The organism is Micrococcus sp. HMSC067E09 (genome assembly GCF_001812555.1).
Lineage (GTDB): Bacteria > Actinomycetota > Actinomycetes > Actinomycetales > Micrococcaceae > Micrococcus > Micrococcus lylae.
Window position 1 is genome coordinate 19,839 of the sequence record NZ_KV809417.1, and the last position, 15,758, is coordinate 35,596.

General features: G+C 68.6%; 10 protein-coding genes. 9 read left to right on the forward strand and 1 reads right to left on the reverse strand.

Features of this window, described 5'->3' with window-relative positions; all coding sequences use genetic code 11:
* Positions 1 to 93: 93 nt before the first annotated feature.
* The 6 genes from rplK (at position 94) to HMPREF2863_RS01845 (ending at position 10,708) form a co-directional block, all read left to right on the forward strand.
* Positions 94 to 525: a 50S ribosomal protein L11 gene (gene rplK, locus HMPREF2863_RS01820; protein WP_067188473.1), complete on the forward strand. Its 432-nt coding sequence runs from the start codon at positions 94 to 96 to the stop codon at positions 523 to 525.
* 100 nt (positions 526 to 625) lie between these two features.
* Positions 626 to 1,330: a 50S ribosomal protein L1 gene (rplA, locus tag HMPREF2863_RS01825; RefSeq protein ID WP_067188471.1), complete on the forward strand. Its 705-nt coding sequence runs from the start codon at positions 626 to 628 to the stop codon at positions 1,328 to 1,330.
* Between the two features lie 527 nt (positions 1,331 to 1,857).
* Complete coding sequence (rplJ, locus tag HMPREF2863_RS01830; protein WP_067188469.1) at positions 1,858 to 2,373, forward strand: 50S ribosomal protein L10; 516 nt, start codon at positions 1,858 to 1,860, stop codon at positions 2,371 to 2,373.
* A 76-nt stretch (positions 2,374 to 2,449) separates the two neighbouring features.
* Positions 2,450 to 2,839 (forward strand): 50S ribosomal protein L7/L12, encoded by a 390-nt coding sequence (gene rplL / locus HMPREF2863_RS01835; protein WP_067188467.1) that lies wholly within the window; start codon positions 2,450 to 2,452, stop codon positions 2,837 to 2,839.
* A 391-nt stretch (positions 2,840 to 3,230) separates the two neighbouring features.
* Positions 3,231 to 6,737 (forward strand): DNA-directed RNA polymerase subunit beta, encoded by a 3,507-nt coding sequence (gene rpoB, locus HMPREF2863_RS01840; protein ID WP_070637555.1) that lies wholly within the window; start codon positions 3,231 to 3,233, stop codon positions 6,735 to 6,737.
* Positions 6,738 to 6,817: 80 nt separating this feature from the next.
* A complete protein-coding gene (locus HMPREF2863_RS01845; RefSeq protein ID WP_067188463.1) occupies positions 6,818 to 10,708 on the forward strand; it encodes a DNA-directed RNA polymerase subunit beta' in 3,891 nt (1,296 codons plus the stop codon).
* Positions 10,709 to 10,932: 224 nt separating this feature from the next.
* On the opposite strand, the gene HMPREF2863_RS01850 is transcribed toward HMPREF2863_RS01845, so the two are convergent.
* Positions 10,933 to 12,108 carry a lipid II:glycine glycyltransferase FemX gene (locus HMPREF2863_RS01850; RefSeq protein ID WP_245232123.1) on the reverse strand — a complete coding sequence of 392 codons (1,176 nt, stop codon included), beginning with the start codon at positions 12,106 to 12,108 and terminating at the stop codon, positions 10,933 to 10,935.
* A gap of 321 nt (positions 12,109 to 12,429) precedes the next feature.
* Between HMPREF2863_RS01850 and rpsL the strand changes: the two genes are divergently transcribed.
* The 3 genes from rpsL (at position 12,430) to fusA (ending at position 15,516) form a co-directional block, all read left to right on the forward strand.
* Entirely contained in the window at positions 12,430 to 12,804 is a 375-nt protein-coding gene (rpsL, locus tag HMPREF2863_RS01855) for a 30S ribosomal protein S12 (protein ID WP_067188459.1), read from the forward strand.
* Positions 12,804 to 13,274, forward strand: a complete 471-nt coding sequence (rpsG, locus tag HMPREF2863_RS01860; RefSeq protein ID WP_067188458.1) for a 30S ribosomal protein S7 — start codon at positions 12,804 to 12,806, stop codon at positions 13,272 to 13,274. Before rpsL ends, rpsG begins: the two co-directional genes overlap by 1 nt.
* A gap of 127 nt (positions 13,275 to 13,401) precedes the next feature.
* Entirely contained in the window at positions 13,402 to 15,516 is a 2,115-nt protein-coding gene (gene fusA, locus HMPREF2863_RS01865) for an elongation factor G (RefSeq protein WP_067188455.1), read from the forward strand.
* The last annotated feature ends 242 nt before the right edge of the window (positions 15,517 to 15,758 follow it).

Below are 15,758 nucleotides of genomic sequence, written 5' to 3' on the forward strand. Positions count from 1 at the left end.
TGGCGTCAGGGAACCGGCCGCCGCGCCACGGCGGCCACCGCCCGCAGTACGCTCCTGTGCTGCGGGTCCACCAGTGAGAGAAGGATCCGACACATGGCTCCCAAGAAGAAGGTCGCCGGCCTGATCAAGCTCCAGATCCAGGCCGGAGCTGCCAACCCGGCCCCGCCGATCGGCCCGGCCCTCGGCCAGCACGGCGTGAACATCATGGAGTTCTGCAAGGCCTACAACGCCGCCACCGAGTCGCAGCGCGGCAACGTGGTCCCGGTGGAGATCACGGTCTACGAGGACCGCTCCTTCACCTTCATCACCAAGACCCCGCCGGCCGCCGAGCTGATCAAGAAGGCCGCGGGCGTCTCCAAGGGCTCCGGCACCCCGCACACCGACAAGGTGGGCAAGCTGACCCAGGCCCAGTGCGAGGAGATCGCGCAGACCAAGATGGCGGACCTGAACGCCAACGACGTCCAGGCCGCCGCGAAGATCATCGCCGGCACCGCCCGCTCCATGGGCATCACCGTCGAGGGCTGACACCTCCACGGGACGTCCTGACGGGCGTCCACCCCACTCTTTCCACGTGGCAGGACCGAGCGCGGTCCGCAGACCACAACTGCACAAGGAGAAAACGCAGATGGCACAGCGCAGCAAGGCATACAAGGCCGCCAAGGCCGCGATCGAGGATCGCCTGTACTCCCCGGCCGAGGCGATCGCCCTGGCCAAGGAGACCAACCCGTCGAAGACCGACGCCACCGTCGAGGTCGCCATGCGCCTCTCGGTCGACCCGCGCAAGGCCGACCAGATGGTGCGCGGCTCGGTGTCGCTGCCGAACGGCACCGGCAAGACCGCCCGCGTGGTCGTGTTCGCCACCGGTGAGCGCGCCGAGGCCGCCCGTGCGGCCGGCGCCGACTTCGTCGGCGACGACGACCTCATCGCCAAGGTCCAGGGCGGCTGGGTCGACTTCGACGCCGCCGTGGCCTCCCCGGAGCTCATGGGCAAGGTCGGCCGTCTCGGCAAGGTCCTGGGTCCGCGCAACCTGATGCCGAACCCGAAGACCGGCACCGTGACCCCGGACGTGGCCAAGGCCGTGACCGACATCAAGGGCGGCAAGATCGACTTCCGCGTCGACAAGCACTCGAACCTGCACTTCATCATCGGCAAGACCTCGTTCGACGCGAAGGCGCTGACCGAGAACTACGCCGCAGCCCTGGAGGAGATCCTCCGTCTGAAGCCGGCCTCCTCCAAGGGCCGCTACATCACCAAGGCGACCGTGGCCACCACCTTCGGCCCGGGCGTCCCGATGGACCCGAGCGCCACCAAGGCCGAGGCCGAGGGCTGATCCTCGCCTGATCACACGGTCGCCTGACCGTCCACGACGACGGCCGGTCGCCTTCCTGCGGAGGCGGCCGGCCGTTGCCGTGTCCGGGGGCCCTGTGCGCCGAACCACGCACGGGACCCTGTACGCCGAACCATGGTCGGGACCCTGTGCGCCGAACCAGAAGGAACGGCTGCTTCGCCGCGCGGGGAAGGGGCCGATTCTTCTGGCTCGACGTGTGAGGCGCGCGCAGGTGGTTTGGCGCGCGGGGCGCGCGGCGCGCGCAGGGCGGTTTGGCGCGCGGGGCGCGCATGGGATACGATGGTCGAACCGAAGACCGCCGGTTGCGGTGCTCCATGCCCTCGGGCAGGAGAGCCGCCGAAGGTCCTCCGAGCGGAGGCGACCTGCGCAGGTGAAACGTGAGCCACGCGCTGACACATGGACTCCTTCGTGGAGCCCGCCGTCCCGCCGCGCCCCGTGCACCTGCACGGGGCGTTTCTCTTTGTGGGGATCGCGCGGTTCCGAATGAAGATCCCATTGAGAGGAGTGCCATGGCGACGTCTGCAAAGAAGACGGCGGTGGCCGAGCTCGCGGACCTGTTCCGTGAGTCCAGCGCCGCTGTGCTGACGGAGTACCGTGGCCTGACGGTGGGCGAGCTCAAGCAGCTTCGCGACGCCCTCCGTCAGGACGCGACCTACGCCGTGGCGAAGAACACGCTCACTGAGATCGCGGCCAAGGAGGCCGGCGTGGAGGGGCTCGAGTCCCACCTGACCGGTCCGACCGCGATCGCCTTCGTGACCGGTGACCCGGTCAACGTCGCGAAGGCTCTGCGTGACTTCGCCAAGGACAACGACAAGCTCGTGCTCAAGGGCGGCTACATGGACGGCCAGCCTCTGGACGAGGCCGGCATCAAGAAGATCGCGGACCTCGAGTCCCGCGAGGTGCTGCTGTCCAAGTTCGCCGGCGCCATGAAGGGCTCCATGAACAAGGCCGCCGCCCTGTTCCAGGCCCCGCTGTCGAAGTCCGTCCGCACGGTCGAGGCGCTGCGCGCCAAGCAGGACGCCTGAGCGTCCTACCCACCCGATGGGCCGCGCGGCCCTCATCCACACCTACTTCACGTAGCAAACACGTAAAGGAGCCATCATGGCCAAGCTGACCACCGACGAGCTGCTCGCCGCCTTCGAGGAGCTGACCCTCATCGAGCTCTCCGAGTTCATCAAGGCGTTCGAGGAGAAGTTCGACGTCACCGCTGCCGCCCCGGTCGCCGTTGCCGCCGCCGGCGGTGCCGCTGCCGGCGGCGAGGCCGCCGCCGCCGAGGAGAAGGACGAGTTCGACGTCATCCTCGAGGCCGCCGGCGACAAGAAGATCGGCGTCATCAAGGAGGTGCGCGCCCTCACCTCCCTCGGCCTGAAGGAGGCCAAGGACCTGGTGGACGGCGCCCCGAAGCCGGTCCTCGAGGGCGTCAACAAGGAGACCGCCGACAAGGCCAAGGAGCAGCTCGAGGGCGCCGGCGCCACCGTCACCCTCAAGTGATGATCGCGGCCTCGCGCCGCATCTGAGCTTCGCACCCGACCCCCGTTCCGCTGCTGCGGAACGGGGGTCGCGTCGTGTCCGGGGGTGGATGGCGACGACCCCGGGGAAGGCGAGCATCCGTCGTCGGGAAGGGCCGCGGGGGAGGCGGGCAGGCTCCCTGCCCGCCACGCGGAGCCGAGGTGACGCGGGCCCGGTGGACAACCGTGGTATGGAGCGATACTCTGGATCTTTGCATCTCCCTGCTTCCGCGCGCCCTGACGACAGACCGTCGATTCAGGGCCGACGGCGCGGACGAGCGTGGCCTTCATATGGCGGTGGGCCCGCACACGGCATCTGGGCCGTCCTGGGAGAGCCGAACACGGACCCCCGAAAGCCTGTGGAAGGATCCTACGTGGTCGCCTCGAGCACCTCCAACGAAACCGCTTCCGTCTCCCCGCGTTCCGGCGCCTCCGCCGGTCGCATCTCCTTCGCCAAGATCGCCGAGCCGCTGGACGTGCCCGATCTGCTGGCGCTGCAGACCGACTCCTTCGACCGCCTCGTCGGCAACGAGCGCTGGGCCGCGCGCGCCGAGCAGGCCCAGGCCGCCGGCGACCACTCCGTGCCGGTGACCTCCGGCCTCACGGACATCTTCGAAGAGATCTCCCCGATCGAGGACTTCCAGGAGACCATGTCCCTGTCGTTCTCCGATCCGGAGTTCGCGGACGCGAAGATGCCGGAGGAGGAGTGCAAGGAGCGCGACGCCACCTACGCCGCGCCGCTGTACGTCAAGGCCGAGTTCATGAACAACACGACCGGCGAGATCAAGCAGCAGACCGTCTTCATGGGCGACTTCCCGCTCATGACCAAGAACGGCACCTTCATCATCAACGGCACCGAGCGCGTCGTCGTGTCCCAGCTGGTCCGCTCCCCGGGCGCCTATTTCGAGCGCACCCCGGACAAGACCTCGGACAAGGAGATCTTCTCCGCCAAGATCATCCCCTCGCGCGGCGCCTGGTTCGAGCTCGAGGTGGACAAGCGCGACCAGGTGGGCGTCCGCCTGGACCGCAAGCGCAAGCAGCCGGTGACCGTGCTGCTCAAGGCCATGGGCTGGACCGAGTCCCGCATCCTCGAGGAGTTCGGCCAGTACGACTCCATCCGCGCCACCCTGGAGAAGGACGGCACCGCGGACCAGGACGAGGCCCTGCTCGACATCTACCGCAAGCTGCGCCCGGGAGAGCCGGCCGCCGTGGATGCCGCCCAGACCCTGCTGAACAACCTGTACTTCACCCCGAAGCGCTACGACCTGGCGAAGGTGGGCCGCTACAAGCTCAACCGCAAGCTGGGCGTGGACGTGCCGCTGTCCGATCCGCACTCCACCGTGCTGACCGAGGACGACGTGGCCCAGATGGTGCACTTCATCTGCGCCCTGCACGCCGGCGAGTCCACCATCAAGGGCACCCACGACGGCGAGGACGTGGACGTGCGCGTCGAGATCGACGACATCGACCACTTCGGCAACCGCCGCATCCGCGCCGTGGGCGAGCTGATCGAGAACCAGATCCGCACCGGCCTGTCCCGCATGGAGCGCGTCGTGCGTGAGCGCATGACCACCCAGGACGTCGAGGCGATCACCCCGCAGACCCTGATCAACATCCGCCCGGTCGTGGCGTCGATCAAGGAGTTCTTCGGCACCTCCCAGCTGTCCCAGTTCATGGACCAGAACAACCCGCTGGCGGGCCTGACGCACAAGCGTCGCCTGTCCGCGCTCGGCCCGGGCGGCCTCTCGCGCGACCGTGCCGGCATGGAGGTCCGCGACGTCCACCCGTCGCACTACGGCCGCATGTGCCCGATCGAGACCCCTGAGGGGCCGAACATCGGCCTCATCGGCTCGCTCGCGACCTTCGGTCGCATCAACTCCTTCGGCTTCATCGAGACCCCGTACCGTCGCGTCGAGGACGGCAGGGTCACCGACAAGGTCGACTACCTGACCGCGGACGACGAGCTCGGCTGCCAGATCGCGCAGGCGAACGCGCCGGTGGGCGAGGACGGCCGCTTCGTCGAGGACCTGGTCCTCTGCCGTCAGCGCGGCGGCGGCGGCGAGCCGGTGCTGTCCGCTGTGGACGACATCGACTACATGGACGTCTCCCCGCGCCAGATGGTGTCGGCCGCGACCGCCCTCATCCCCTTCCTCGAGCACGACGACGCCAACCGCGCGCTCATGGGCGCCAACATGCAGCGCCAGGCCGTGCCGCTGCTGCAGTCCGAGGCGCCGTACGTGGGCACCGGCATGGAGAAGTACGTGGCCGTGGACGCCGGCGACTCCGTGACGGCCACCGCGGCCGGCGTCGTGACCGAGGTGGCCGCCGACCTGGTGACCGTCATGAACGACGACGGCACCACCACGCACTACCCGATCATGAAGTTCGCCCGCTCGAACCAGGGCAACGCGTACAACCAGCGCGTGCGTGTGTCCGAGGGCGACCGCGTGGAGCCGCTGAGCATCATCGCCGACGGCCCCGCCACCGACAACGGCGAGCTCGCCCTGGGCAAGAACCTGCTCGTGGCGTTCATGCCGTGGGAGGGCCTCAACTACGAGGACGCCATCATCCTGTCCCAGCGCATGGTCTCCGACGACGTGCTGACCTCGATCCACATCGAGGAGTACGAGGTCGACGCCCGTGATACCAAGCTGGGCGCCGAGGAGATCACCCGCGACATCCCGAACGTGTCCGACGAGGTGCTGTCCCAGCTCGACGAGCGCGGCATCATCCACATCGGCGCCGAGGTGGAGGCCGGCGACATCCTCGTCGGCCGCGTCACCCCGAAGGGCGAGACCGAGCTGACCCCGGAGGAGCGCCTGCTGCGCGCCATCTTCGGCGAGAAGTCCCGCGAGGTGCGCGACACCTCGCTGAAGGTGCCCCACGGCGAGTCCGGCACCGTCATCGGCGTGCGCATCTTCGACCGCGACGAGGACGACGACCTGCCTCCGGGCGTGAACCAGCTGGTCCGCGTCTACGTCGCGCAGAAGCGCAAGATCACCGACGGAGACAAGATGGCCGGCCGTCACGGCAACAAGGGCGTCATCTCCAAGATCCTGCCGGTGGAGGACATGCCGTTCCTCGCCGACGGCACCCCGGTGGACGTCATCCTGAACCCGCTGGGCGTGCCGGGCCGAATGAACCTCGGCCAGGTCATGGAGCTGCACCTGGGCTGGGCCGCCTCCCGCGGCTGGGACATCCAGGGTGAGCCCGAGTGGATCAAGGACCTGCCGAACTTCCCGCGGCAGTCCGGACCGGTCAACGTCGCCACCCCGGTGTTCGACGGTGCCGAGGCCTACGAGATCGAGGGCCTGCTGGGCCATGTCAACGTGACCCCCGACGGCGAGCGCCTGATGGGCACCGACGGCAAGGCCCGGCTGTTCGACGGCCGCACCGGCGAGCCGTTCCCGGACCCGATCTCCGTCGGCTACATGTACATGCTGAAGCTGCACCACCTCGTGGACGACAAGATCCACGCGCGCTCCACCGGCCCGTACTCGATGATCACCCAGCAGCCGCTCGGCGGAAAGGCCCAGTTCGGTGGCCAGCGCTTCGGCGAGATGGAGGTGTGGGCGCTCGAGGCGTACGGCGCCGCGTTCACCCTCCAGGAGCTGCTGACCATCAAGTCCGACGACATCCACGGGCGTGTGAAGGTGTACGAGGCCATCGTGAAGGGCGAGAACATCCCGGAGCCGGGCGTTCCGGAGTCCTTCAAGGTCCTCATCAAGGAGATGCAGTCCCTGTGCCTCAACGTGGAGGTCCTCTCCGCGGACGGGCAGACCGTCGAGATGCGTGACTCGGATGACGAGAGCTTCCGGGCCGCCGAGGAGCTGGGCATCGACCTGTCCCACGCCGAGCCGAGCTCGGTCGAGGAAGTCTGAGCCCCTCGCTCCCGCACCCACAAGACGTCACCTGAGAACCACTGAACTGAGGAGTTCACCGGAACATGACCGTTCACAGCATGTCCACTGACAACTCTTTCGGCCTGATGCGCATCGGCCTGGCCACGGCGGAGGACATCCGCCGCTGGTCCTACGGCGAGGTGAAGAAGCCGGAGACCATCAACTACCGCACCCTCAAGCCGGAGAAGGACGGGCTCTTCTGCGAGCGCATCTTCGGCCCGACCCGTGACTGGGAGTGCGCCTGCGGCAAGTACAAGCGCGTGCGCTTCAAGGGCATCGTCTGCGAGCGCTGCGGCGTCGAGGTGACCCGCTCCAAGGTGCGCCGCGACCGCATGGGCCACATCGAGCTCGCCGCCCCCGTGACCCACATCTGGTACTTCAAGGGCGTGCCCTCGCGCCTGGGCTACCTGCTGGACCTGGCCCCGAAGGACCTCGAGAAGGTCATCTACTTCGCGGCCTACATGATCACCTCTGTGGACGAGGAGGCCCGCCACAAGGACCTGCCGAACCTGCAGGCCGAGCATGACCAGGAGACCCGTGTCCTGGCCGAGCAGCGCGACGCGGACATCGCCGCGATCGCCGGTGACCTGGAGAAGGACCTGGCCAAGCTGGAGTCCGAGGGCGCCAAGGCCGCGGAGAAGAAGAAGGCCCGCGACGCCGCGGACAAGACCATGGCGCAGATCCGCAAGCGTGCGGACGCGGAGCTGGACCGCAAGGAGCAGGTCTGGGACCGCTTCAAGAACCTCAAGGTCGCCGACCTCGAGGGCGATGAGGGTCTCTACCGCGCCATGCGCGACAAGTACGGCCAGTACTTCACCGGTGCCATGGGCGCGGAGGCCATCCAGAAGCGCCTGGAGACCTTCGACCTCGAGGCCGAGGCCGAGATGCTGCGCGAGACCATCAAGACCGGCAAGGGCCAGCGCAAGACCCGCGCCCTGAAGCGTCTGAAGGTCGTCAACGCGTTCCTGACCACGGACAACTCCCCGGAGGGCATGGTCCTCGACGCGGTCCCGGTGATCCCGCCGGAGCTGCGCCCGATGGTCCAGCTGGACGGCGGCCGCTTCGCGACCTCCGACCTCAACGACCTCTACCGTCGCGTGATCAACCGCAACAACCGCCTGAAGCGCCTGCTCGACCTCGGTGCCCCCGAGATCATCGTGAACAACGAGAAGCGCATGCTCCAGGAGTCCGTGGACTCCCTGTTCGACAACGGCCGTCGCGGCCGCCCGGTCACCGGTCCGGGCAACCGCCCGCTGAAGTCGCTGTCCGACATGCTCAAGGGCAAGCAGGGCCGCTTCCGCCAGAACCTGCTCGGCAAGCGCGTCGACTACTCGGGCCGTTCGGTCATCGTGGTCGGCCCGCAGCTGAAGCTGCACCAGTGCGGCCTGCCGAAGCAGATGGCGCTGGAGCTGTTCAAGCCGTTCGTGATGAAGCGCCTCGTGGACCTGAACCACGCGCAGAACATCAAGTCCGCCAAGCGCATGGTGGAGCGTTTCCGCCCCCAGGTGTGGGACGTGCTCGAAGAGGTCATCACCGAGCACCCGGTGCTGCTGAACCGCGCACCCACCCTGCACCGTCTGGGCATCCAGGCCTTCGAACCGCAGCTCGTCGAGGGCAAGGCCCTCCAGCTGCACCCGCTGGTCTGCTCGGCGTTCAACGCGGACTTCGACGGCGACCAGATGGCGGTCCACCTGCCGCTGTCGCCGGAGGCCCAGGCCGAGGCCCGACTGCTCATGCTCTCGAGCCACAACATCCTGAAGCCGTCGGACGGCCGCGCCGTGGCCGTCCCCGCACAGGACATGATCATCGGCCTGAACCACCTGACCACCGTCCGCGAGGACGAGGTCGGCGCCGGCCGCGAGTTCTCCTCGGTCGCCGAGGCCATCATGGCCTTCGACGCCGGCGAGCTGCACCTGAACGCCCCGGCCAGGATCGCGGTGGAGGGCTTCGTGCCCTCGGCCGCCGTGTCCGCTCCCGAGGAGTGGAACGAGGGTGAGCCCGCCCTGATCGAGACGACCCTGGGCAAGGTCATCTTCAACGACCTGCTGCCGGCCGACTACCCGTGGCTGGACACCCAGGCCACCAAGGGCACCCTCGGCAAGCTGGTCAACGACCTGGCCGAGCGCTACCCGATGGCCGTCACCGCCCAGACGCTGGACAACCTCAAAGACGCCGGCTTCTACTGGGGCACCTGGTCGGGAGTCACCGTGGCCATCTCCGACATCACCTCGGACATGGACAAGGCCGCCATCATGGAGGGCTACGAGGAGCAGGCCCGCCGTGTGCAGGCCCAGTACGACAAGGGCCTCATCGCGGACGACGAGCGTCGCTCCGAGCTGATCGACATCTGGAACAAGGCGACCGACGAGGTCGCCGAGGCCATGCGTGCCGGCCTGCCGACGCTGAACACCATCAACCGCATGGTGACCTCCGGTGCACGAGGCAACTGGCTCCAGGTGCGCCAGATCGCGGGCATCCGCGGCCTGGTGGCGAACCCGCAGGGCGAGATCATCCCGCGTCCGATCAAGTCCTCCTACCGCGAGGGCCTGTCCGTGCTCGAGTACTTCATCGCGACCCACGGCGCCCGCAAGGGCCTCGCGGACACCGCGCTGAAGACCGCGAACTCGGGGTACCTGACCCGACGTCTCGTGGACGTCTCCCAGGACGTCATCGTCCGCGAGGAGGACTGCGGCACCGAGCGCGGCCTGGCTGTGACCATCGCCGTGGCCGACGCCAACGGCGAGCTGCGGCAGCACGAGACGGTGGAGAACTCGGCGTTCGCCCGCACCCTGGCGACCGATGTGGAGGTCGACGGCACGGTGGTGGCGAAGGGCGGCGCCGACGTGGGCGACGTCCTGATCGGCGAGCTCGTGGCCGCCGGCGTGACCGAGATCAAGGTGCGCTCCGTGCTCACCTGCGAGTCCGCCGTGGGCACCTGCGCGAAGTGCTACGGCCGCTCCATGGCCACCGGCCAGATGGTGGACATCGGCGAGGCGGTGGGCATCATCGCCGCCCAGTCGATCGGTGAGCCGGGCACCCAGCTGACCATGCGTACCTTCCACACCGGCGGTGTGGCGTCCGCGGACGACATCACGCAGGGTCTGCCGCGTATCCAGGAGCTGTTCGAGGCCCGCACGCCGAAGGGCATGGCCCCGATCTCCGAGGTCGCCGGCCGTGTGACCGTCGAGGACGACGAGACCTCGATCCGCCTGATCCTGACTCCGGACGACGGCTCCGAGGAGATCGCCTACCCGGTGCTGCGCCGTGCGCGCCTGCTGGTGGAGGACGGCGAGCACGTGGCCGTGGGCACCCAGCTGGTGGCCGGTGCGGTGGACCCGAAGCAGGTGCTGCGCGTGCTCGGCCCCCGAGCTGCCCAGCGCTTCCTCGTGGACGAGGTGCAGAACGTGTACCAGTCCCAGGGTGTGGGCATCCACGACAAGCACGTGGAGGTCATCGTCCGCCAGATGCTGCGTCGCATCACTGTGATCGAGTCCGGTGAGACCGACCTGCTGCCGGGCGAGCTGACCGACCGCGTCCGCTTCGTGGCCGCCAACCGCGCCGCCGTGTCCGAGGGCCGTCAGCCGGCCTCCGGCCGTGACGAGCTCATGGGCATCACCAAGGCCTCGCTGGCGACCGACTCGTGGCTGTCCGCCGCGTCCTTCCAGGAGACGACCCGCGTGCTCACGCAGGCCGCCATGGAGGGCAAGGAGGACCCGCTGCTGGGCCTGAAGGAGAACGTGATCATCGGCAAGCTGATCCCGGCCGGCACCGGCCTGGACCGCTACACCCAGACCGTGGTGGAGCCGACCGAGGAGGCGAAGGCGAACCTGTTCACCTCGCCCTCCGGCTTCGCGGACTTCGACTACCCGGGCCTGGACCAGTCCATGGGCGGCGACTTCCACGCCATGACCCTGGACGACTACGGCCGCGGCGGCGACTTCCGCGCCTGACCCGGTCCGGACCCGTCGGTCCGGTCGGCTGAGCTGAGGGCCCGTCCCGCTCCCGCAAGGCGGGGGAGGGGCGGGCCCTCCGCCGTGCCCGCCGGGGACGGGGCGGACCGGCGGGCGGAGGCGGGTGCCGTCGTCGTGCCGCGCCGGGACGGCATAGGGAACGACGACGGCCCGGCCCCTCCGTGCGGAGGGCGCCGGGCCGTGGGCTCCCGGGAGCGGACGCGTCAGCGACGCGACATGTACAGGGTGAACGCCTTGGCGAGGAGCCTGTTGACCGGGAAGTCCCACTCTCCGTGGGTCTGCACGATGTTGGCGCCCTGCGTCGTCTTGAACTCGGTGAGGCCGGTGATCCGGTTCTCGTGGTCCACGGAGCCGGGCACGCCGCCCAGGTCCAGCCAGTGGCAGCCGTCGGCGATGCCGGCCTCGATCTGGGTGAGCTGCAACAGGCGGGGGGCGTCCCGCTTGCGCTCCTTCTGGGAGGAGGCGGAGTAGGGGCGGTAGCAGATGTGGCCCTGGCGGAAGTGGAAGGCCGCGGCGACCGGCTCCCCTTCGTACTCGGCGATGTAGTAGGTGACGTCGGCGATCTCAGAGCCGCCCAGCTGCTCGATCACGCGCTGGAAGTACTCCTTGGGTCGGCCGGTGAACTTGTCGCGCTCGGCGGTCTCGTCCTGCAGGGCCTCCCACTCGCCGAGGCGCTCGACGCCGGCGGTGACGACGTCCAGGTCGTTGCGGGTGGAGCGGCGGGTGCGCTTGCGGGAGGAGCCGGACATGCGGGTGAGCACGCCGTCCACGTCCAGGTCCTTCAGCGGGATGCGGGCCTGGAACATCGGCTGGCCCGCGGAGAAGCCCTCGAGGACCTCGGGGGCCTGCCAGCCGGCGGCACGGAGCTCGTCCTGCAGCTCGAGGGCGCCGGGAGTGACCTCGCAGGGCAGGTCGGTGAGCACCGTGTACTGCGGGTCCGTGAGGGACTTGCGGACGGTGTCCGCCTCCCAGGTGCGGACCACGCCGGGCGGGCCCACGCGGACCAGGAAGGCGCCCTGGGACTTCAGCAGCTGCACCAGCGGGGTGAGCGCGTCCACGAGGCGTACGCCCTCGTCGAGGACCGGTCCCTCGGCGATGTAGGCGAGGAAGGCCTTGCCCAGCACGGGCACGCGGGCCGGCACCGGCAGGGGGCGGGCGAGCACGAGGGCCGCGCCCACGAGCTCGGTGCCGCGGAAGATGCCCACGGACTGGCCGCGCCAGTCCGTCTTCACGTTGGCCCAGCGCGGGTTCTGGAGGAAGGAGGCCTCCGGGTGGCGGGCGAGGAAGGCGGTGTGCTGAGCCTCGTCGATGCCGCGCACGGTCAAAGGACCGGACGGGGCGGACGGGGTCGTCTGTGCTGCATCAGGTTCGGGTGTCACGCGGCCAGTCTACGGCGGGGGCGCGGGGAGCGCCCGGGATCGCGGCCCGGCCGATGTGTCCTCTCGCACCCCGTGTTGGCGCGTGTGGGCGCGCATGGTATTCTCGATCCGATTGTTTTTCGTGTGGCAGTATGGACGCGGTCCGGGTTGCGGGGAAGTTGCGCAACGAATGCCACACTTTTGCACGCCTGCGGACGTTTGCTCATGGAGCCCCACAGGAGAGGCAGAACGAGGAACGAGCAGCCGCCGAACCCGAGGCCCTCTGGCCTGCCGGCTCGGCAGATCACGTCAGCGATCACCGAAACACAGGAAGGCTGAAGAGTGCCTACGATTCAGCAGCTGGTCCGCAAGGGCCGCTCACCGAAGATCGTCAATACGAAGGCCCCTGCGCTGCAGGGCAACCCCATGCGTCGTGGCGTGTGCACCCGCGTGTACACCACGACCCCGAAGAAGCCGAACTCGGCGCTGCGCAAGGTCGCCCGTGTCCGCCTCAGCGGCGGCATCGAGGTCACCGCGTACATCCCGGGCGAGGGTCACAACCTGCAGGAGCACTCGATCGTGCTCGTCCGCGGCGGTCGTGTGAAGGACCTGCCCGGCGTGCGCTACAAGATCGTGCGCGGCGCGCTCGACACCCAGGGCGTCAAGAACCGCGGTCAGGCCCGCTCCCGTTACGGCGCCAAGAAGGAGAAGAAGTAATGCCTCGTAAGGGTCCCGCGCCGAAGCGCCCCCTCGTCGTCGATCCCGTCTACGGCTCCCCGCTGGTCACCCAGCTGATCAACAAGGTGCTGGTCGACGGCAAGAAGTCCACCGCCGAGCGCATCGTCTACGGTGCCCTCGAGGGCACCCGTCAGAAGACCGGCAACGATCCGGTGGCCACCCTGAAGAAGGCCATGGACAACATCAAGCCGGCCCTGGAGGTGCGCTCCCGCCGCGTCGGCGGTGCCACGTACCAGGTCCCGGTCGAGGTCAAGCCGGGCCGCTCCACCGCCCTGGCCCTCCGCTGGCTGGTCGGCTTCTCCAAGGCCCGCCGCGAGAAGACCATGACCGAGCGGCTGATGAATGAGATCCTCGATGCGTCGAACGGCCTCGGCGGCGCCGTGAAGCGCCGTGAGGACAGCCACAAGATGGCCGAGGCCAACAAGGCCTTCGCCCACTACCGCTGGTGACGTCGTCGGCCCGGGGCGGGGAGGTGTCCTCCGCGCTCCGGGCCCTCCGCCGCCGGGGAGTGATCCCCGCGGCCTTCTCCGTACCACTCTGACGAGCCCCCACCCCACCCGACACAAGGGAGACACCGTGGCACAGGACGTGCTGACCGACCTGAACAAGGTCCGCAACATCGGCATCATGGCGCACATCGATGCCGGCAAGACCACCACCACCGAGCGCATCCTCTTCTACACGGGTGTGAACCACAAGCTCGGCGAGACCCACGACGGTGCGTCGACCACCGACTGGATGGAGCAGGAGAAGGAGCGCGGCATCACCATCACCTCCGCCGCGGTGACCTGCTTCTGGAAGAACACCCAGATCAACATCATCGACACCCCCGGCCACGTGGACTTCACCGTCGAGGTGGAGCGCTCCCTGCGCGTGCTCGACGGCGCCGTCGCCGTGTTCGACGCCAAGGAGGGCGTGGAGCCGCAGTCCGAGACCGTGTGGCGCCAGGCCGACAAGTACGAAGTGCCGCGCATCTGCTTCGTCAACAAGATGGACAAGCTGGGTGCCGACTTCTACTTCACCGTGGACACCATCGTCTCCCGCCTCGGTGCCAAGCCGCTCGTGATGCAGCTGCCGATCGGCGCCGAGAACGACTTCGTCGGCGTGGTCGACCTGATCTCCATGAAGGCCTTCGTGTGGCCCGGCGACGCCAAGGGCGACGTGACCATGGGCGCCGAGTACGTGACCGAGGAGATCCCGGCCGACCTGCAGGAGAAGGCCGAGGAGTACCGCAACCAGCTGCTCGAGGCCGTCGCCGAGGCCGACGAGGAGCTCATGGAGAAGTACCTCGAGGGCGAGGAGCTCACCGAAGAGGAGATCGTCGCCGGTGTGCGCAAGCTCACCGTGAACGCCGAGGCCTACCCGGTGTTCTGCGGCTCCGCGTTCAAGAACCGCGGCGTGCAGCCGATGCTCGACGCCGTGGTCGCCTACCTGCCGAACCCGCTCGACGCCGGTGCCGTGAAGGGCCACGCCGTCAACGACGAGGACGAGGAGCTCACCCGCGAGCCGTCCAAGGAGGAGCCGTTCTCGGCCCTGGCCTTCAAGATCGCCTCGCACCCGTTCTTCGGCACCCTCACCTTCATCCGCGTGTACTCCGGCCGTCTGGCGACCGGTGCGCAGATCCTCAACGCCACCAAGGGCAAGAAGGAGCGCATCGGCAAGCTCTTCCAGATGCACGCCAACAAGGAGAACCCGGTGGAGGAGGTCGTCGCCGGCCACATCTACGCGGTGATCGGCCTGAAGGACACCACCACCGGCGACACCCTCTGCAACCCGGACCACCCGATCATCCTCGAGTCCATGTCGTTCCCGGAGCCGGTGATCGCCGTGGCCATCGAGCCGAAGTCGAAGGGCGACCAGGAGAAGCTCTCCGCCGCCATCCAGAAGCTCGTCGCCGAGGATCCGACCTTCCGCGTCAACCTCAACGAGGAGACCGGCCAGACCGAGATCGGCGGCATGGGCGAGCTGCACCTCGACGTGTTCGTGGACCGCATGAAGCGCGAGTTCAAGGTCGAGGCCAACGTGGGCAAGCCGCAGGTCGCGTACCGCGAGACCATCAAGCGCACCGTCGAGAAGGTCGACTACACCCACAAGAAGCAGACCGGCGGCTCCGGCCAGTTCGCGAAGGTCCAGCTCAAGTTCGAGCCCCTGGACACCGCCGACGGCGAGGTCTACGAGTTCGAGAACGCCGTGACCGGCGGCCGTGTGCCGCGCGAGTACATCCCGTCGGTGGACGCGGGCATCCAGGACGCCATGCAGTTCGGCGTGCTGGCCGGCTACCCGATGGTCGGCGTGAAGGCGACCCTCCTCGACGGCGCCTACCACGACGTCGACTCCTCGGAGATGGCGTTCAAGATCGCCGGCTCGCAGGCCTTCAAGGAGGGCGTGCGCAAGGCGAACCCGGTCCTCCTCGAGCCGCTGATGGCCGTTGAGGTCCGCACTCCGGAGGAGTTCATGGGCGACGTCATCGGCGACCTGAACTCCCGCCGTGGCCAGATCCAGTCCATGGAGGACGCCACCGGCGTGAAGGTCGTCAAGGCCCTCGTGCCGCTGTCGGAGATGTTCGGCTACATCGGCGATCTGCGCTCCCGCACCCAGGGTCGCGCGGTCTTCTCGATGACCTTCCACTCCTACTCCGAGGTCCCGAAGGCCGTCGCCGACGAGATCATCGAGAAGTCCCAGGGCGAGTGACCCCAGGTCACACGTCGGAAACCGACTTGCTCCCCGCGGCCGCACGCGCTGCGGCCGCGGGGAAGCACGGGAGCCGCACCACCCCGGCGGCGCGGCTCCCGCACAGGACGGGTCAGGTCCGGTCCGCTTCAGGCGGCACTGCTGGCCTGGAACCGGACTGGTCCTCACATCCGCCGGGATTTTCCCAACACCACATCGACGCGTAGACTCGGGAGAGTTGTCAGCACGCCCTGCGACGCTGC

What these genes read in the sequence shown, in the direction of transcription:
- HMPREF2863_RS01845 (WP_067188463.1), top strand. Translation starts at nt 6,818, where the DNA reads ATGTCCACTGACAACTCTTTCGGCCTGATGCGCATCGGCCTGGCCACG.
- rplK (WP_067188473.1), top strand. Translation starts at nt 94, where the DNA reads ATGGCTCCCAAGAAGAAGGTCGCCGGCCTGATCAAGCTCCAGATCCAG.
- rplA (WP_067188471.1), top strand. Translation starts at nt 626, where the DNA reads ATGGCACAGCGCAGCAAGGCATACAAGGCCGCCAAGGCCGCGATCGAG.
- rplL (WP_067188467.1), top strand. Translation starts at nt 2,450, where the DNA reads ATGGCCAAGCTGACCACCGACGAGCTGCTCGCCGCCTTCGAGGAGCTG.
- rpsG (WP_067188458.1), top strand. Translation starts at nt 12,804, where the DNA reads ATGCCTCGTAAGGGTCCCGCGCCGAAGCGCCCCCTCGTCGTCGATCCC.
- rplJ (WP_067188469.1), top strand. Translation starts at nt 1,858, where the DNA reads ATGGCGACGTCTGCAAAGAAGACGGCGGTGGCCGAGCTCGCGGACCTG.